Annotated in this window: 14 protein-coding genes; 4 read left to right on the plus strand and 10 right to left on the minus strand. The window is 68.2% G+C overall.

Annotation, left to right across the window (positions count from 1 at the left end; translation table 11 throughout):
* Positions 1-197 precede the first annotated feature (197 nt).
* A complete protein-coding gene (locus TVNIR_RS07085) occupies positions 198-893 on the minus strand; it encodes a TVP38/TMEM64 family protein (protein ID WP_083499393.1) in 696 nt (231 codons plus the stop codon).
* 322 nt (positions 894-1,215) lie between these two features.
* On the opposite strand from TVNIR_RS07085, the gene TVNIR_RS07090 reads away from it, so the two are divergent.
* The gene (locus TVNIR_RS07090) at positions 1,216-2,238 is read left to right on the plus strand and encodes a quinone-dependent dihydroorotate dehydrogenase (RefSeq protein WP_015258312.1); all 1,023 of its coding nucleotides are present in this window, start codon (positions 1,216-1,218) and stop codon (positions 2,236-2,238) included.
* A gap of 250 nt (positions 2,239-2,488) precedes the next feature.
* Here TVNIR_RS07090 and TVNIR_RS07095 read toward each other — a convergent pair whose 3' ends face one another.
* Positions 2,489-5,644, minus strand: coding sequence for an efflux RND transporter permease subunit (locus TVNIR_RS07095; RefSeq protein ID WP_015258313.1), 3,156 nt, complete (start codon positions 5,642-5,644; stop codon positions 2,489-2,491).
* Positions 5,641-6,897 carry an efflux RND transporter periplasmic adaptor subunit gene (locus TVNIR_RS07100; protein ID WP_058933137.1) on the minus strand — a complete coding sequence of 419 codons (1,257 nt, stop codon included), beginning with the start codon at positions 6,895-6,897 and terminating at the stop codon, positions 5,641-5,643. Before TVNIR_RS07100 ends, TVNIR_RS07095 begins: the two co-directional genes overlap by 4 nt.
* A gap of 274 nt (positions 6,898-7,171) precedes the next feature.
* On the opposite strand from TVNIR_RS07100, the gene TVNIR_RS07105 reads away from it, so the two are divergent.
* The gene (locus tag TVNIR_RS07105) at positions 7,172-7,702 is read left to right on the plus strand and encodes a hypothetical protein (protein ID WP_157092216.1); all 531 of its coding nucleotides are present in this window, start codon (positions 7,172-7,174) and stop codon (positions 7,700-7,702) included.
* Positions 7,703-7,777: 75 nt separating this feature from the next.
* Here the strand turns inward: TVNIR_RS07105 and TVNIR_RS07110 are convergent, their stop codons facing one another.
* On the minus strand, positions 7,778-8,533 hold the full coding sequence (locus TVNIR_RS07110) for an SDR family NAD(P)-dependent oxidoreductase (RefSeq protein ID WP_015258316.1): 756 nt from the start codon (positions 8,531-8,533) through the stop codon (positions 7,778-7,780).
* A 419-nt stretch (positions 8,534-8,952) separates the two neighbouring features.
* On the opposite strand from TVNIR_RS07110, the gene TVNIR_RS07115 reads away from it, so the two are divergent.
* Positions 8,953-10,527, plus strand: a complete 1,575-nt coding sequence (locus tag TVNIR_RS07115) for a PAS domain-containing sensor histidine kinase (protein WP_015258317.1) — start codon at positions 8,953-8,955, stop codon at positions 10,525-10,527.
* Positions 10,524-11,180: a response regulator transcription factor gene (locus TVNIR_RS07120; protein ID WP_015258318.1), complete on the plus strand. Its 657-nt coding sequence runs from the start codon at positions 10,524-10,526 to the stop codon at positions 11,178-11,180. Before TVNIR_RS07115 ends, TVNIR_RS07120 begins: the two co-directional genes overlap by 4 nt.
* A 1-nt stretch (position 11,181) precedes the next feature.
* Here TVNIR_RS07120 and hpnE read toward each other — a convergent pair whose 3' ends face one another.
* The 6 genes from hpnE to ubiG form a co-directional block, all read right to left on the minus strand.
* On the minus strand, positions 11,182-12,507 hold the full coding sequence (hpnE, locus tag TVNIR_RS07125; RefSeq protein ID WP_015258319.1) for a hydroxysqualene dehydroxylase HpnE: 1,326 nt from the start codon (positions 12,505-12,507) through the stop codon (positions 11,182-11,184).
* The gene (hpnD, locus tag TVNIR_RS07130; RefSeq protein ID WP_015258320.1) at positions 12,504-13,349 is read right to left on the minus strand and encodes a presqualene diphosphate synthase HpnD; all 846 of its coding nucleotides are present in this window, start codon (positions 13,347-13,349) and stop codon (positions 12,504-12,506) included. Before hpnD ends, hpnE begins: the two co-directional genes overlap by 4 nt.
* Positions 13,350-13,432: 83 nt before the next feature.
* A complete protein-coding gene (gene hpnC, locus TVNIR_RS07135) occupies positions 13,433-14,311 on the minus strand; it encodes a squalene synthase HpnC (protein WP_015258321.1) in 879 nt (292 codons plus the stop codon).
* Positions 14,301-15,629 carry a DNA recombination protein RmuC gene (locus tag TVNIR_RS07140; protein WP_015258322.1) on the minus strand — a complete coding sequence of 443 codons (1,329 nt, stop codon included), beginning with the start codon at positions 15,627-15,629 and terminating at the stop codon, positions 14,301-14,303. Before TVNIR_RS07140 ends, hpnC begins: the two co-directional genes overlap by 11 nt.
* The gene (locus TVNIR_RS07145; protein WP_015258323.1) at positions 15,614-16,303 is read right to left on the minus strand and encodes an HAD-IA family hydrolase; all 690 of its coding nucleotides are present in this window, start codon (positions 16,301-16,303) and stop codon (positions 15,614-15,616) included. The genes TVNIR_RS07140 and TVNIR_RS07145 overlap by 16 nt, the downstream gene beginning before the upstream one ends.
* Complete coding sequence (gene ubiG / locus TVNIR_RS07150; protein WP_015258324.1) at positions 16,303-17,043, minus strand: bifunctional 2-polyprenyl-6-hydroxyphenol methylase/3-demethylubiquinol 3-O-methyltransferase UbiG; 741 nt, start codon at positions 17,041-17,043, stop codon at positions 16,303-16,305. Before ubiG ends, TVNIR_RS07145 begins: the two co-directional genes overlap by 1 nt.
* Between the last annotated feature and the right edge of the window lie 14 nt (positions 17,044-17,057).

Here is a 17,057-nt window from a genome sequence, read left to right on the forward strand (position 1 = left end):
TAGCGGCACCGGTGACGCTACGCAGGTTGGGAGCATTACCGGATTGTTCTGGCTCATCCAGGCAGACCGATAAGCGCTGCCTTGGACCGCGTAGGAGCGAGCCTGCTCACGAACGCGCCGCAGGCGCGCCGGGACCAGGGGGCGCCGAGCAGGTTCGTCACCTATTGGAACAAATCCGTAATGCTCCCGGCCGGTTTCTATGGGGGCGGTTTGTCGGAGCGGCGGTCGAGGCGCCGGCGGGCGAGGGCGCCGAGCAACAGCAATGCGGTCAGCGCGAACAGGGGCAGGACGGTCCCGAGTTGTACCGGTTCTCCGGTCTCGATCGCCTCGACGGCACCGTACACGGCGCTCGAGTACACGCCCCACTTGACCGCAAGGCCGACCAGCGCGGCCAGCAGAAAGGTGCCCAGCGGAAGGCGCAGGATGCCGCCCGCGACATTCACCACCGAGTGCGGAAAGCCCGGAAGGATGCGCAGCGCGGTCTGGGTCAGCAGATCTCCGCGGCGCTGCAGCAGCCCGAGCAGACGCTCGCCACCGCGTGGCGCGTGCTGGCGGCCGAGGCGACGCGACAAAAAATAGGCACCGACGGCGCCGGGCACGCTGCCGGCGATCAGCATGGCCACCGATACCAGCGGCGGGTGAAACGGGGCGATCAGCCAGAACGCGAGGCTGCCGGGCAGCGCGAAGCTGAACAACACGGCCATCAGCACCACCACGCCGACAATGGCCCAGGGCTGATCCGCGATCCGTTCGCCCCATTCCAGAAAGGCGGCGAGGTCGCGCGAGTACCACGACGCCAGGACCAGTCCGGTGACCACCAGCGCCAGCAGCACGAGTCTGCGCCAGTGCTGGCCGAGCCTGCGGATCATGCGCGTGACCAAGGGGCTGCTCATCGCCTGCCACTCCGTTGCATCCGGCGGCACGGGCGGCCGACTCGGGGGTGCTCTGGCGCCGGCAGGCCCTCCGTCGGCCGCTGTCCCGGCCTTCTTGCTGGCTTCCTTCATCGCAGAATCGCGCGCGAAGCGCAAGGCAGCGAACGGCGGAGCGCGTGGGTCCGGTCGCTATCGCTCGGGGTCTCGCCGGTAAACCCCGCCCGATACCCGGGGGAGAGGTTCTCCTCGCCCGGCTTGCGGGAGGCGCGCGTGGGCCGGGGATCGCGCGTACACTGGTTCCTGCCTCGCAGGTATCCGCCCCACCCCAGCACAGGAATCGCTCATGTACCGGTTGATTCGCCCGCTGCTGTTTGCGATGTCTCCCGAAACCGCGCACCGGGTGAGCTTTGCGGCCCTGGACGCGGCGGCCTGGGTGCATCTGGTTTGGGGTGGCGTCCTCAACGCGAATCCCGTGCGGGTGATGGGGCTGGAGTTTCCGAACCGCGTGGGGCTGGCTGCGGGGCTGGACAAGAACGGCGAGCATATCCGCGGGCTGGCCAGGTTCGGTTTCGGTCACCTCGAACTGGGCACCGTGACCCCGCGCGCGCAGCCCGGCAATCCGCGGCCGCGGCTCTACCGTCTGCCGCAGGCGCAGGCGCTGATCAACCGCATGGGCTTCAACAACGAGGGTGCCGAACGGCTGGTCGAGAACGTCCGCGCGGCCGCGGCGCACTACCCGGGCATTCTGGGCATCAACATCGGCAAGAACAGGACGACCCCGAACGAACGGGCGGCAGACGACTATCTGTCTGCGTTCGAGACCGTCTATCCCTGGGCCGGCTACGTGGCGGTGAACATCTCCTCGCCCAACACCGAGAGCCTGCGTGAACTGCAGCAGGACGCGGCCCTGGACGGGTTGCTCGGCGCACTGAAGGCGCAGCAGGCCCGACTGGCCGACCGCCATGGCCGTTATGTGCCGCTAGCGTTGAAGATCGCCCCGGACCTGGACGAGGGCGCGATCGAGGCGATTGCCCGGCTGTTGGTCCGGCATCGCATTGACGGCGTGATCGCGACCAACACCACCACCGATCGTTCGGCCGTCGCCGGGTTGCCGCATGCCGACGAAGCCGGCGGCCTCTCGGGCGCCCCGGTGGCTGCGCCGTCGCTACGGGTGATCCGGACCTTGAGCAGGACCCTCGACGGAGCCGTGCCGATCATCGGCGTCGGCGGCATTCTGTCGGGACAGGACGCGGTCGACAAGATCCGCGCCGGGGCGAGCCTGGTACAGATCTACACTGGCCTGATCTACCGCGGTCCGGGCCTGGTGCGCGAATGCGTGCAGGCCCTTGCCCGGGAGCTCGGCTGACGTGCGGGACGCAGCACTGTCCAGGGGGGCGTGCGGCACGGCATATCCGGGGCCGGCGCGGGCTCGGTGCGAGGCGTCTGTATGCCCCGGTGGCGGGCATGCGGGGAAGGTCCATCACCGGATCCCTTCGCCACGCACGCCGGCGCCGCGTTGGGCCAGTTTGAAGTGGGCTGGCCATTCCCGCACTTGCCAACCTTGGTCCGGCGCGCTTGGCGGTGCTCCATGGGCACCCAACTTCCCGAACGTCCCACTAGCCGCCGGTTGCGCCGGCCAGGGCGCCCCGGTCGAAGCGGTTCTCGTACAGCCGGAGCAATGCCGGGATCACTAGCAGCACCAGCAGCGTTGCGACACCGAGACCGAACACGATCGAGATCGCCATCGGAATCAGGAACTGGGCCTGGAGCGACCGCTCGAACAGCAGCGGCGTCAGCCCGGCAATGGTGGTGGCGGAGGTCAGGATCACCGCCCGCAGCCGCTGGCACGAGGCCTCGATGATGGCCTCGCGCAGAGCCAGGCCCTGGTCGCGCAGACCTTGGTAGAAGCTCACCAGGATGATCGAGTTGTTGACGACGATGCCGGTCAGTCCGAAGAGGCCGAAGATCGACAGGATGGTCAGCTCGACTCCCATCATCCAGTGCCCGAGCATCGCGCCCAGAATACCGAAGGGGATGATCGACATCACGATCAGCGGCCAGCCCCATGAGGCGAACACCCAAGCCAGGGTGAGGTACATCAGGCCCAGTGCCAGCACCAGTCCCACCCGCATGTCGGCGAAGGTATCGGCCTGGTCCGCCGCACGCCCCTCGAACGAGTAGTCCACGCCATAGCGCTGGGCGAGTGCGTCCAGCGGGCCGGCCTCGAGCGCGGCGCGGATTCGCGCGGCGTTGTTCACGGCGCGGTCGACTTCCGCGGAGACGTGGATCGCAAGCCGGGTGTCGGCGTGCCGCAGGGTTTCGAAGCCCTGCCGCGATTCGAGGTCGACGACGGTGTCGAGCGGCGCGAGCGCCCCCGACGGCAGGCGGATCGACAGGCGTTCGAGGCTCTCGGTGTGGTGACGCTCGTGGTCCGGCAGGCGGACCCGGACTTCGACCTCCTCGAGGCCGTCCTGGAAGATCTGGGCCAGTCGCCCATCGAAAGCATCGCGCAACTGGGTGCCGACGGTCTCCGTGGTCAGGCCGACCGCGAGCCCCTCGGGACGGACTGAGTAGATCAGCTGTTCCCGGCCGAACGGGGTGTCGTCGTTGATGGCATAGGTTCCAGGGATGTCTGCGAAGACCTCCGCCAGCGCCAGCGCCGCGTCCTTCAGCCGCTCCGGGTCGTCTCCGGTCAGGCGGACGTCGAGATCGCGCCCCGGCGGCCCTCCCTGGCGCTCGCTGATGTTGAAGTTTTCCACGCCCGGCGTGAGCCGCACACGCTCCTGCCATGCCCGGATGATCTCGCGGTTCATCACGCTGCGGGCCTCGGGGGAGACGAGTTCGACCTGGATGTTGCCGAACTGCTCGCCCTGGGGTGCATTGCCGTCACCCGGGTCGATGCCCAGTCCGCGCCGGACCACCGAAGCGAGGACCAGCTCACCGCCCAATGCACGCTCCGCCTCATACAGGGCCTCCTCAGTAGCGACAAGGAACTCGGTGACGCGCTCCGGCGGCGTTCCGGCGACAAAGTTCACACCCGCGTTCAGCACGGTCCCTTCGGGCGCAGGGAAAAACGTGAAGCCGATGCGACCGCCGGCGGCAAGCCCGATGGCCAGGATCAGCGCGGCGACTGCCAGGGCCAGCGTCACCCCGGCATGATCGACCGCCTGCGACACCAGGCCGCGGAAGGGGCCGTTGCGCAGGCGTTCGAACCCGGCGTCGAACCGGGCCCGCACGCTGCCGGCGGGCGGCGGCTGCAGGCGGGTCAGCACGCCCTTCAGATGCGCCGGCAGAATCAGGAACGCGATCGCCAGTGTCGCGGTGATCACGCAGATCACGACCAGCGGAATGTCGAACAGCACATTGCCGATGATCCCGCCGATCAGCATCAGCGGCAGGAATGCAGCGATGGTCGTCAGCGAGGCCGAGATCACCGGGGCCAGCATGCGCTGTGCCCCGTTGCCGGCAGCTTCGGCCGGCTCCTGACCCTGCTGGTGCAGCGTGTAGGCGTGTTCGGAGACGACGATTGCATTGTCGACGATGATCCCCAGCGACATGATGAAGCCGAACAGCGAGATCATATTGATCGACCCGCCGACCAGCCAGAGCACGATCAGGGCCGCGGTGAATGCGATCGGGATGCCCAGTGCCACGCGCAGTGCGACGTGCCGGTTCAGAAACAGGAACAGGATCGCGAGCACCAGGACGAGTCCGCCCGCGCCGTTTTTCAGCAGCAGCAGGATGCGTTCGAGCAATAGCTCCCAAAACGCGTCGATCGCTTCCACCTGGACGCCGGGTGGCAGAATCGGGCGCGTCTCGGCCAGCCACTCCCCAAGGATGCGCGCGGCCTCCAGCGAGTCCCCGGTCTCGGTACGCATCAGTTGCATCTCGAGCGCCGGGCGGCCCCCGACGCTCACACTGACCTGGCCGTCGCGAGGCACGCGCTCGATCTCGGCGACTTGCCCGAGGCGCAGCAACCCCAGTTCCGGATCGGCCCGCAGCGGGAGATTTTCGAACGCGATGATGTCGCGGCGCTGATCGAGACTGCGGATCTGCCGCGCGGTATCCGCGCGGCCCGCGCTGCCCGCGGGAATGTCGCGGCTCAAGCCCGCGATCCGCTGGGCGATGTCGCCGATCGAAAGATCGGTGTTGTAGAGCTGGACCGCCGGCACCTGGATCGCCATCACGTCCTCGGGCAGGCCGGTGAACTCCACCCGGGCGATTCCCCGGTCGAGCAGCTCGCGTTCGAACTGCCGTCCCAGTGTGCGCAAGTCGTAGAGATCATCGAGACCGCTAACCAGCAGGCGCGCGACGGGTTCGTAGCGCACGATGCGCGTGACGACCGGAGTCTCCGCCTCCTCCGGCAGGTTGCGCTGCTGATCCACCCGGTCCTTCACCTGCTCAAGCGCCAGGGTCATGTCGGTACCGGCCTCGAACTCCAGCGTGATCGCGGCAACGCCGAGGGCCGAGGTCGAGGTCAGGTTCCGCAGCCCGTCCACGGTCCGCAGATCCTGCTCCAACGGATCGGTAATCCCGCGTTCGACGTCCTCGGCGCTGGCCCCGGTCCAGACCACGCGTACCGACACGAAGTCCAGCTCGAAGTTCGGGAAGAATTGGGTATTGAGCTTCAGCAGTGCGAACGCACCGCCGAGAATCATCAGGGCGACGAGCAGGTTCGCCGCGAGCCGGTGGCGAAGAAAAAGTTGAATCAGCCCGCGGCCCCCCGGAATCGGAGCGCCCGTGGCAGCGGGGTGTCCGCCGTTCGGGTTCACTCGCCGGCACCTTCAATGTCGAGTGTAACTTCCACCGGCAGACCGTCGACCGCGTTGGGGAGGCGGGTGACCACCAGTACATCGCCGGCTCGCAGCTCGGGATGACGGATCAGTGCCAGGGTGCGGCCGTCTTCGCCCACCTGCTCGCCGAGCCGTTCGACCCGCAGGCCCTGCATGCGCTCGTCGACCACGCGGTAGACCCGGTCGCGGCCGTACAGCGCCTCGAACGGGACGGGTACGCTATCCGGCTGTGCGGGAAGTTCGAGCCGAAGATTCACGAAACGGTTCAGCGGCAGTGCGGCGCCGCCCTCGGTGACCCGGAACACCGCCCCGATTCCCGCCTCGCCCGGGCGGGTCTCGCCCGCGATGCGGACCAACTGTGCCCGAATCTGAGCGCCGTCGACCCGGGCGCGTGCGGGCAACGGACCATGCCGCTCCAGTAGCCCGGTGATCGTCGCAATCATCGCATCGGGCAGGCTCGCGCGAATCTCGACATCGTCGGTTGCGTACAGTCGCACGAGCGGGTCACCGATCCGCACCCGTTCCCCCATGCTCGTGTGGAGTTCAACCACGCGGGCGGCCACCGAAGCGGTGATCTCGGTACGCGACAAATCGAGCGCGGCACGATCCCGGGCGGCGCGGGTGCGTTCCTTGCGTGCCTCAGCCTGTTCGAGGCGGGCAGGTGCGTCGGCCACCGCCTGTTCGCGGGCAATGACCGCGAGCCGTGCCTGCTCCAACAGTCGCTGCGCTTCGTCTACGGACGCGTCCGAGCCGAGGTTGCGGGTGTGCAGATCCTGCGCCCGGTCGAGTCCGCGCTGGCTGATCTGCAGGAGCTGCCGTTCCCGGTTCAGCGTGCGCTCGTCGCTTTCGGCACGCAACTGTTCGCTGGAGATCATCGCTTGCGCTTCGCGCAGTTCCGCTTCGCGTTGGGTCAGCGTTAGCCGTGCCTCGGAGGGGTCAATCCGCAGCAGCACGTCGGCGGGCTTGACGATGTCGCCTTCGCGCACGGGCACGTGCGCGACGATACCCTCGATAGCGGCACGCAGTGTGGCCGTTTGCGGCGACTGAACACGCCCGAAGAGTTCGGCGCTCGGGCGGTACACCCCCGGCTCCACGGGCATGCCCCGCACCGGCCAGATCCGCTCGCTGGTCACCGGCGTGGGCGCGGAAGGCCCCGTCATCCGCAGGGCGACGAATCCGGCGCCCGCCGCGGCGACGATCAGGAGCGGAAGCAGCCTTCTGGCGATCCTCATCACAGGTGTGGCCTCGATGCAACGAAGGTGGGAACGAACGCTTTGCTGCCAGCCGGATGCGCGGGCATCGGCACCCGCAAGACCCATGAGCTGGAAGCAGAGGCCATGATAGTAGATCCGGCGTGCATCCCGTGATCCACCATGGAACGCAGTGGCGTCGGGGGAGACGCGGGGCCAATGCGGCGGGACAACGCGGTTTGCTATCCTTTGCCGAATCACTGTTAAGCTCGACAGACGTGCGGCCCGTCGGCCGCGGCAACGGAGGAACTCCAATATGCGGTATCGGTACGGACTACAGGGTATGGTCGTTCTGGCGGCCACCGTTCTTGCACTCGTGTTCTCGGGTGCGGCGCTGGGGCAGCAACAGCCCGGTCCGCTGGAACGGGAATACATGGAGCTCCAGCAACGGCTGGCACAGGCCCAGCACGCTGCGATGGAGAACAACCCGGCGCTCCAGGAGCAGGCGGAGGCCATGGAGGAAATGGTCACGCAGAAGATGCGCGAGGCCGGCTATGACCCGGGCGGTATCATGGAAACCCTGCTTGCCGCCCAAGGCCGCCTGCAGGATGAACAGCTGACGGATGCGCAGCGGCGCGAGATCGTGCAGTCTCCGGAAGTGATGGAGGCCCAGCGGGAATTGCGTGAAGCACAGGAAGCCGTGGCCCAGGATCCGGAGGTACTGGCGGCGCAGCAGGCGTACGAGGAGGATCTGCTCGCGGCCATGCGCAGTGAAGATCCCGAGGTCGACCGGATCATCGAGCGCCTGCAGCAGATCCAGCAGGAGGCCCAGCGCGGCGGGCGGTGAACCGGAGGATGATCCCCGGACACGCGTAGGCCCTGGCCGGCCGGTGCGACCTCAGCCCGGTGCGGCCACCGCGCTCTAGAGAGAGATGTGCTGGCCGGTCGTACGGCCCGCGTCCGGCCCCAGAAGGAACAGGTACGGTCCAACCACCTGCTCGGGGGACGGCAGCGATGCCGGGTTCTCCCCGGGGTAATGCAATGCCCGAAAGCGTGTGCGGACCGGGCCGGTATCGACACCGTTCACGCGAATGAATCCCTGTTCTCCAGAGTGTTCGCGGGACAGGATATCGATCAGCGCATCCTGTCCCGCCTTGGCGACTCCGAAGGCGCCCCAGAAAGCCTTGCGTACGTTCTGCGCGGATACCACGATCGCGCCGTCACCGCTGACCTCGAGCATGGGCAGGACTGCCTGCGTCAGCAGCACGGGACCGTTCAGGTTGCTCTGGATCACCTGTGCCCAGAGTTCCGGGTCGTAGTACTTTAGGGGGGTCAGGGTGCCGGCCCAGCCGGCGTTCAGTACCAGCCCGTCGAGCCTTCCGAGCGACTCCAGCAGATTCTCCGCCAGATCGGCGTAGTCCTTGACCGTTGCCCCCTCCAGGTTGAGCGGGTAGATCGCCGGCTGTGGGCTGCCCGCCGACTCGATCGTGTCGTAGGTCTTCTCGAGGCGCTTGATGTCCCGGTCGAGCAGGACGACGGTGGCCCCGGCGGCAGCCGCAGCCAGGCTCACCGCCCGGCCGATGCCGTCCGCAGCGCCGGTGACGAGGATCACGCGTCCGGCCAGAGTCTCCGGACCGGGGCGGTAGTCAAGCAAGGCGTGGACGTCCAGGTCGAGCAAGGCACTGTCTCCGGCAGAATGTGCGTTCATTCTAGCAGCCTGTCGGACCTGGGTGCCCGTAGCGAGGCCCGGGGGGAGAGCGAGGGCAGTTGTTCATGATTTCGAGGCGCATAGTGGTTCCGTGCAACGAGAGATCAGGAAAGAATGCACCGCTCCTCCGCGGGCGCAGTAGCAGCAGCCCAAGTCCGACAGGCTGCCAGGCCAGACCGGCCCGGTGCTTCGAGGCACACGTCGGCAAACGCGGTGCCTGCGCACGGTGCCCGCTTGTTTCCTATGGCGTTTCTGTCTAGTGTCTATTTCCGGTGGCAGGCAATGCGGTACGGCGGCCATCCCGGCTCTTCGGGTGCAGGCCTGGCATGAACATGGATGGCGTTCGTTCGCTGGTGGGTGAAGCGCCGAGTGATATCTAGGGTGAAGGTATGGCGCGACCGACCGGGACCGGCAAGGACAGGGATGCGACGGGTCTCGGCGTGCAATCGGTGCAGGACCTGCTCTCGCTGCTGTTCGACCAAGCGCCGATGGGGTACATGGCGCTGAGCGAGGACGGCCGGGTACTGGAGATCAACGATGCGGCGGTCACGCTGTTCGGCGCACCGCGCGAGCAGCTGCTAGGGCAGTCCCTGGCCGAGCACGTCGCACCGTGGCACCAAGAGCGGCTGCACAGCTACCTACGCGATGTCTGTGCCGCCGCCGGCGACGGCGAGTGGCTTCGACACGTGTTGGATTTGCGGCCCGAGGGGCCCGACGCCCTGCCTCGGCGCGTGCGGCTGTATTCCAGGCCCTACCCGTCCGCAGCCCATGGCTGGTGCCTGACAGTTCTGGTCGATTCGAGTGCCGAGGCCCGCGCGGAAACGGCGCGTCGGGAAAGCGAGTTCCTGCAGCAGGCGGTGCTGGACGCGTTATCCGCGCAGATTGCGGTGATCGATCCGGACGGGCGCATTACCGCGGTCAACGAGGCGTGGCGGCGCTTCGCGCGCGAGAACGGGGGATCCGCGGAACTCGAGGCCGGGGTCGGGCTGAACTACCTTCAGGTCTGCCGCGACGCGCTCGCGGAAGATGTCGACCAGCTGGCAGACAAGGCGCGGGAGGGTATCCGCGCGGTGCTGGCGGGGGAGCGTTCGGAGTTCGTGCTCGAGTATCCCTGTCATTCGGCACTACGGCAGCGCTGGTTCCTGATGACGATCACCCCGCTCGGTTCCGGTCGTGCCGGGGCCGTCGTGGCGCATGTGGATATCAGCGAACGCGTCCGCATGGAGCAGGAGGCCCGCGTTCGACGCGAGGAGGTGGCGCATGCGGCTCGGCTGAGTTCAGTCACGGTGCTGGCCGCATCGCTAGTGCACGAATTGTCACAGCCGCTCGCGGCGGTGAACCTGTACGGCGAGTCGGTGGCAGCATTGGCGCGTAGCGAACCGTTGGATCAGGAACGCCTGTTGGCGACCGCCGATGAACTGCGCGAACAGGTCGCGCGCGCGGTGGGGATTCTCGATGGACTCCGCCGTTTCATGCGCCGGGGTGAATTGCAGACCGAACCCTGTGCGCTCGAGGAACGGATCCGGCAGGCGATGGGCCTGGTCGGTCCGCTCGCCCGGCGCAAGCGCGTGCGGATGTTCCTGGACCACGGCGATGCGTCCATCCCGGTCAAGGTGAACCCGCTGCAGATCGAACAGGTGATGGTCAACCTGCTTTGCAACGGCATCGAGGCGATCGATCGCGGCGATTGCAGAACGCGGAAGATCGACATACGGGCCGAGATCCTGGACGGAGAAGCGCGGGTCACGGTGGCGGATACGGGCCCGGGGTTCTCGCCCGAATGGCTTGCAAGGGTTTTCGATGTATTCGAAACCGAGAAGGAGACAGGGATGGGAATGGGGCTGGCGGTCAGTCGCACGATCGTGGAGGCGCACGGCGGGCACCTGTGGGCCGAGTCTGGGCCGGACGGGGGTGCACTGCTCACCTTCACGCTGCCCGTGCATATGCCGGAAGACGAACGGTGACCGATGCGGGGGCAGTGGTTCTGGTCGACGACGACCCGGCAATGCGCCGTTCGCTGGCGCTGGCGCTCAGTCTGGCGGGCTACGAGGTGAAGGCGTTCGCATGCGCCGGGGATCTGTTGCGTGATCTGGATCCGGAACAGGTCGGTTGCCTGCTGCTGGACCTGCGCATGCCCGACATGAGCGGTCTCGAACTCCAGCAGGAATTGTTGCAACGGGGCTGCGTGCTGCCGGTGATCTTCATGTCGGCTTTCGGCGATATCCCGACGACCGTGCGCGCGCTGAAGGGCGGAGCGCTGGATTTCCTGGAGAAGCCGTTTTCCACCGAGTCGCTGATCACCCGGGTCGAGGAAGCCTTCGCCATCGATGCGGCACTGCGTGCGGACCGGGACTGGCGCCTGAGCATTGCCGAACGCGCCCGTCAGCTGACCAGGCGGGAACGCGAGGTCATGGCGCTGGTTACCGAGGGGTTGAGCAACAAGGAGATCGCGCGGCGTTTCGAGATCAGCCCGCGCACGGTCGAGAAATACCGGGCGCGGGTCATGGAGAAGATGCAGGCCGCCAATCTGGCCGATCTCTGCCAGATGGCCGGGGCCGTTCCGGTCACGCCCGACGGCCTTGATGTCCCACGGCTCCTGGAACCTAGACCCGGGTAGTTCAGGCGTCCGGCTCGAGCGCGGCGCGGGCAGCCCGGAGGCCGCCGCGCACGGCGGCCTCCAGCGTGGCCGGAAGCCCCGGAACCACATAATCGCCGGCGAGATGGAGTCCCGGTCGGCCGCTGTCCGAACCCGGGCGCAGGGCGTCGATTCCCGGGCGGGCGTCGAACGTCGCGGCCCGCTCGCAGATGCTATGTGCGCGTTCGGGAAGACCCAATCCGGGGAACGTGGCCGCCAGTTCCTGTGCAACCCGGTGCCAGCGCCTGCCGGGCTCCGCTTCCGGAAAGTCCCCGGCGGACGAGATCACCACCGCGGCCCAGTGCGGTTCCCCGCTGACACCGCGCGGCAGCAGCCATTGACCGTGCTGTCCGAGCAGCCCGGTCAGCGCGGGCAGTGGGCCGAGCGGCTCCGGATAGCGCAGATACACGGTACAAATGGCCCGTTCGCCGAGTGCGGACAGGGCGGCCCGGGCAGGCTCCGGCAAGGCGGCGTCGGGCAGCAGGCGCCGGGCCGCACGCGGGGGTGTGGCCAGGATGACCTGTGTGCAGCGCAGGGTCTCGCTGCCGCGCAGGTGCAGTCGGTAGTCCCGGTCGCCGCGGGGTTCGATCGCGGTGACCCGGGTGGACATGCGCACCTTGGCACCGAGGCTGCGCAGCCGCGCGACGGCCGGTTCGGGAAACAGCGCCCCGAGGGGCATCCGGGGAATCATCAGCCGGGCATCCATGCTGCCATGGAGCAAGGTCAGGCGCAGCGTGTTCCGGAAGATCGCGGCGGAGGCTGCATGCGGAGGAGCGTTCATTACGGCCAGACAGAGCGGCTCCCACAGCGTGCGGATCAGCTTCTCGGGCTGGCGGTGGCGTTGCAGCCAACTGAACACGTCGACGTCCCGGCGCAACGGCGCATACAGCATCGCGGCCGCGCCGGCGACGATGGCCAGGCGCCGGCTTCGCGCTGCGGGAGCCAGCGCGCGGTACAGCGCCGCCGGGAGGGACCAGGGCGTTGCCGCGTTCGGTGCCAGGTAAAACGGGCGCTCGGCGGTAGCACCGGCCGGTTCCCGCAGCGTCAGCTGGAACGGGAGGGTGAGCAGCGCCCGTTCGGGGTCGACGCCGACACCGCGTAGCTGCGCCAGCACCTCGCGGCAGGCGCCGACCAGGATGTGCTGGCCATTGTCGAGCAGGGCATCGCCGAGCCGGAGCGTGCGCGCGCGGCCGCCGGGGACGGCCGCCGCTTCCAGCAGGATTACGCGCCGTCCAGCCTGCGCCAGCACCAGTGCCGCGCTGAGGCCGGCCCAGCCGGCGCCCACCACGGCTACCGGCGCGGCCTTCACGGGCGTCTGCCGGCTGCGCGGGCCGTGCGCCAGGCGATCCACAGCTTGCGCAGCGGCGTGAGGCGGACACGGTATTCGAGCACGCGGAAACCGTCGCGTTCGATTTCCTCCAGCAGCGCACGGTAGATCGCACCCATGATCAGGCCGGGGCGCTGGGCGTGGCGGTCGGCCGCCGGCAGTTGCTCCTCGGCCCTTGCGTAGAACCTGCGCGCGCGCTGCGCCTGATGCGCGAACAGCGCCCGGTGCGAATCGCGGGTGATATTGTCGCGAAACTCGCGGGGATCGACGCCGAAACGCTCGAGTTCGTCGAGTGGAATGTACACGCGGCCCCGGACCGCATCCTCGTGCACGTCGCGCAGGATATTCGTCAGCTGCAGCGCCATGCCGAGATCGTGGGCGTATTTCAGGGTGCGCCGGTCCGAGTACCCGAAGATCTCCGCCGAGAGCAGACCCACCACACCGGCGACCCGGTAGCAGTAGAGCGACAGCGCCGCGAAATCGGGGTAGGCGTCGTAGTCGAGATCCATCTGCATGCCGTCGACGATCTCGTCGAAGTATTCGCGGGCGAGGTTGCGCGTCTCGAGGTGGGGCTGGAGGGCACGCGTGATCGGGTGTCGCGGCTCACCGCGGAACAGGGCATCGAGTTCGTCGCGCCACCAGTCGAGTTTCGCGTGGGCGACCGCCGGTTCGCGGCAGTCGTCCACGATATCGTCGACCTCGCGGCAGAAGGCATACAGCGCGGTGATCGCACGCCGGCGTTCCGGGTCGAGGAAGCGGAACGCATAGTAGAAGCTGGAACCGCTGCGGGCTGCCTTCTGCTGGCAGTACTCGTCGGGTGACATGGGCGCTGGAGCGGGCTGGATTTCGGGGGGGCAACATACCACAGGCTCGCGCTCGGGATGCCGGATGGTCGTCCCCGCGAAGGTCAACGCGGCGCCGGGCGGCGCCGCGGAGGAAACAGGCTGTGGCGCAGGATCACCCACTGGTCGCGCCGGCGCAGGCGCGGCCTCGAGAAAACATCGTCCTGCTGCTCGAGCCGCCAGAGCACGCGCGCGCCCGCGTTGATGATCGCGCGGATCTCCAGGCCCAGGCGTCCCCGCAAAGCATGCCCGAGCGGCGCGCCCGAGCGCAGCAGGCGGTCCGCACGGCGGTACTGCCGCTGCATCAGCCGGCGTATCCGGATATCGCTGATTCCGTCGCGCAGGTGGTCCTCGGTCACCCCGTACTCGGCCATCTCGTCGGCGGGCAGATAGATGCGGCCGTGCTCGGCGTAGTCCTGGTGCAGATCCTGGCAGAAGTTGATCAGCTGCAGCGCCGAGCAGACCGCATCCGAGCGGGCCAGGTTGGCAGGGGTCGCCGCGCCGGCCAGGTGCAGCAGCAGCCGGCCTACCGGGTTCGCCGAGCGCCGGCAATAGGCGATGACCTCGCCGAAGTCCGCGTAGCGGGTTTTCTCCAGGTCCTGCAGGAAGGCGTCGGCGAGGTCGAGGAACGGCTGCCGCGGCAGTTCGAAACGCTGCACGGCGTCTGCCAGCGCATGCCATTGCAGGTCGGTCTCGACCTCCGGCGCACCGAGCGTCAGGATCCGCTGCTGCAGTGATCGCAGCGCCTGCCGACGTTGCGCGGCGGGGCGGGGGTCCTCGTCTGCAAGGTCGTCGGCATCGCGGGCAAAACAGTAGATCGCCGCGATCGGGCCGCGCAGCCGGCCGGGCAGCAGGCGCGATGCGACCGGAAAATTCTCGTAGTGCGCGGCCGCCCGCTGCAGGCAGTGCCGGTAGGCCGCGTCGGTGGCCGAGTCACGGTGCATCGGGAGGGTTCGCCGGGGGCGGATCGGGTTTCGGGGCCGTATCACCGTCGACACTGCGCAGCGGCGTGTCGACCCGCGCGGGTGGTTGGGGCCGCTTGCGGGCCCGGATGCCCAGTTCCTCGAACCGGCGTGCGCTGGGCATCACCTGACGTTCCAGATTGCCCACCGTGGCGTTGAAGGCCTCGGCGCCCTGTTCCAGTGCCCGGCCAAGGCGGGTCAGGTGCTCGGTGAAGCTGCCGAGGCGGGTGGTGAGTTCGGCACCCAGGTCGCGGATCTCCAGCGCATGTGCGGTCAGCCGCGCCTGCTGCCAGCCATACTCCACGGCGCGCAGCAATGCGATCAGGGTGCTTGGGGTCGCGAGCAGGATCTGCCGCTCCAGGGCCTGTTCGAGCAGGCCCGGTTCCTGTTCCAACGCACTGGCCAGGAACTGGTCGCCGGGGAGAAACAGCACGCTGAATTCCGGCGTATGCTCCAGGCCGGCCCAGTAGCGCTTGTTCGAGAGCTCGACGATCCGGGCGCGGAGCTGCTGGGCGTGGCGTTTCAGCGCGGCGTTTCGCGCCTCGGGTTCGCTGGCATCGACGGCCGCCAGGTAGGCATCCAGCGGGGTTTTTGCGTCGACCACCAGCGCGCGTTGCCCGGGCATGTGCACGATCATGTCGGGCCGCTGCCGGCCCTGCTCGCCGGCCAGTGCGGCCTGCTCGGTGAAGTCACAGTGGGCGCTCATTCCGGCGAGTTCGACCGCGCGGCGCAGCGTCAGCTCGCCCCAGCGCCCGCGCACGCCGGGCCGCGACAGGGCCTGCACCAGGGCCCGGGTCTCCTTCTGCAGCTCGCCGTGATCGCTGCTCAGCCGGCGCAGCTGTTCGTTCAGCGCGGCAAAGGCCGACTCGCGTGTCTTCTCCATCGTCTGCAGTTCCGCCTCGGTCTTCGCGAGCGTTTCCTGGATCGGCCGGACCAGATCCTCGAAGCGGGTCTCACTGCGGCTGAGCTCGTGCTGACCGCGCAGCAGTTGCTGGTTCATCACCGATTGGGCGAGGCGCAGGAACTGCGTGTTGTTCGCCCGCAGCGCATTGTTCGCCAGTGCCGAGAAGGCGTTGCCGAGCTGCTCGCGCGCGGTGTCGAAGCTGGCGTGCAGGTCTTCCCGCCGCAGTTCCGCGTAATCGCGTTCCGCCTCGAGGCGCGCGTTCTCGGCCATCAGCACCTGCACACGTGCGTTCAGCCGGCTGGTCGCCCAGGCGTGTCCGATTCCGATCCCGAGTACGAACAGTGCGGCCGCGAAGGCCCAGAACAGACCGGGCAGGGTGTTCAGCTCGCCAGCCATTCGCGCCCGGCCGCCAGCGCATCCACCCAGACCCAGAAATCCGCGGGTGCTGCCAGGCTGCCGTCGGCCTGCCAGCTCGCCGGATCCTCGGCCGGGTCGATGTAGCCCCAGCCCGCGATCAGGGTATGCATGCCGGCGGCGCGGCCGGCCGCGATGTCGCGTTCGGCGTCGCCGATATAGACCACCTCGCCGGGCTCGGCACCACTTTGGCGCGCAGCCAGCCACATCGGTTCCGGGGCCGGTTTGCGTTCCGGCAGGGTATCGCCGCTGACGATGCTGGCCAGCCGTGCTGACAGACCCAGTGCTTCGAGCAGCGGCTCGGTCAGCCAGGCTGGCTTGTTGGTGACCACGCCGATGCGCAGGCCGAGCCGCTCGAGTTCGTCGAGCACCTCGGCCATTCCAGAGAACAGCGCCGTATCTCGGCAGAGGTTCTCGGCGTAGATCTCGAGGTAGCGCTGCTTGAGTCGCTCGCGGGTCACGCTGTCTGCGTCGGGGAAGCCCAGCTCCACCAGGGCCCTCGAACCGTGCGACACATGGCTGCGCACGGCTGGAAACGGCAGCGGCGGACGGCGTTCTTCCCGCAGCAGTCGGTCCAGTGCGGCGTGCATGTCCGGGGCGGTGTCGAGCAGGGTGCCATCCAGGTCGAACAGCACGCTGCGCAGCGGATATTTCATCAATCCGCGCCTCCGGGATCCGGGCGCTGCGCATGAAGCAGGTAGTTCACCGCGACCGACGGGGTGAGACGGTATTCGCGAGTGATCGGCGAGTAGGTGAGGCCGGTCAGGTCGCGGATCTCGAGGCCACCGGCGCGCAGTCGGGCTGCGAGTTCCGAGGGTCGGATGAAGCGCGCGTATTCGTGCGTCCCGGTCGGCAGCAGCCGCAGCAGGTATTCGGCACCGACGATGGCTTCGACGAAGGCGCGTGGCGTGCGGTTGATCGTCGACAGGAACAGGTGCCCGCCCGGTGCCACCAGCCGGCTCAGCGCGGCGAGGGCCGATTCGGGTTCGGGTACGTGCTCCAGCATTTCCATGCAGGTGACCACCGCGAAACGGCCCGCATGGTGCTCGGCAAAGGCCTCTGCGGTGGTGTGGTGGTAGGCGATCTCGAGTTCGCTTTCGACCGCGTGGGCGCGGGCGATTTCGAGATGCTCGGCGCCGGCGTCGATGCCAGTGACCCGGGCACCGCGCAATGCCATGGCCTCGGTCAGAATCCCGGCACCGCAGCCGACGTCCAGCACCTCCTGGCCGTGCAAAGCGGCATGCTCGCCGATCCAGTTCAGACGCAGGGGATTGATCGCATGCAGCGTGGCAAAGGGGCCGGTGGGATCCCACCAGTCGTCCGCACGCGACGTGAACTTGGCCAGTTCGGCCGGATCCACGTTCTGTGGCTCGCGCGGGGCTTCGGAGGAGGTCATCGGGTTCGGACTCC

This window comes from Thioalkalivibrio nitratireducens DSM 14787 (assembly GCF_000321415.2).
GTDB lineage: Bacteria > Pseudomonadota > Gammaproteobacteria > Ectothiorhodospirales > Ectothiorhodospiraceae > Thioalkalivibrio > Thioalkalivibrio nitratireducens.

Bases quoted from the DNA above. Each gene is read 5' to 3' on its own strand.
- hpnD (WP_015258320.1), bottom strand. From the start codon at position 13,349: ATGTCACCCGACGAGTACTGCCAGCAGAAGGCAGCCCGCAGCGGTTCC.
- TVNIR_RS07140 (WP_015258322.1), bottom strand. From the start codon at position 15,629: ATGGCTGGCGAGCTGAACACCCTGCCCGGTCTGTTCTGGGCCTTCGCG.
- TVNIR_RS07145 (WP_015258323.1), bottom strand. From the start codon at position 16,303: ATGAAATATCCGCTGCGCAGCGTGCTGTTCGACCTGGATGGCACCCTG.
- TVNIR_RS07105 (WP_157092216.1), top strand. From the start codon at position 7,172: ATGCGGTATCGGTACGGACTACAGGGTATGGTCGTTCTGGCGGCCACC.
- hpnC (WP_015258321.1), bottom strand. From the start codon at position 14,311: ATGCACCGTGACTCGGCCACCGACGCGGCCTACCGGCACTGCCTGCAG.
- TVNIR_RS07100 (WP_058933137.1), bottom strand. From the start codon at position 6,897: ATGAGGATCGCCAGAAGGCTGCTTCCGCTCCTGATCGTCGCCGCGGCG.
- ubiG (WP_015258324.1), bottom strand. From the start codon at position 17,043: ATGACCTCCTCCGAAGCCCCGCGCGAGCCACAGAACGTGGATCCGGCC.
- TVNIR_RS07090 (WP_015258312.1), top strand. From the start codon at position 1,216: ATGTACCGGTTGATTCGCCCGCTGCTGTTTGCGATGTCTCCCGAAACC.
- TVNIR_RS07115 (WP_015258317.1), top strand. From the start codon at position 8,953: ATGGCGCGACCGACCGGGACCGGCAAGGACAGGGATGCGACGGGTCTC.
- TVNIR_RS07085 (WP_083499393.1), bottom strand. From the start codon at position 893: ATGAGCAGCCCCTTGGTCACGCGCATGATCCGCAGGCTCGGCCAGCAC.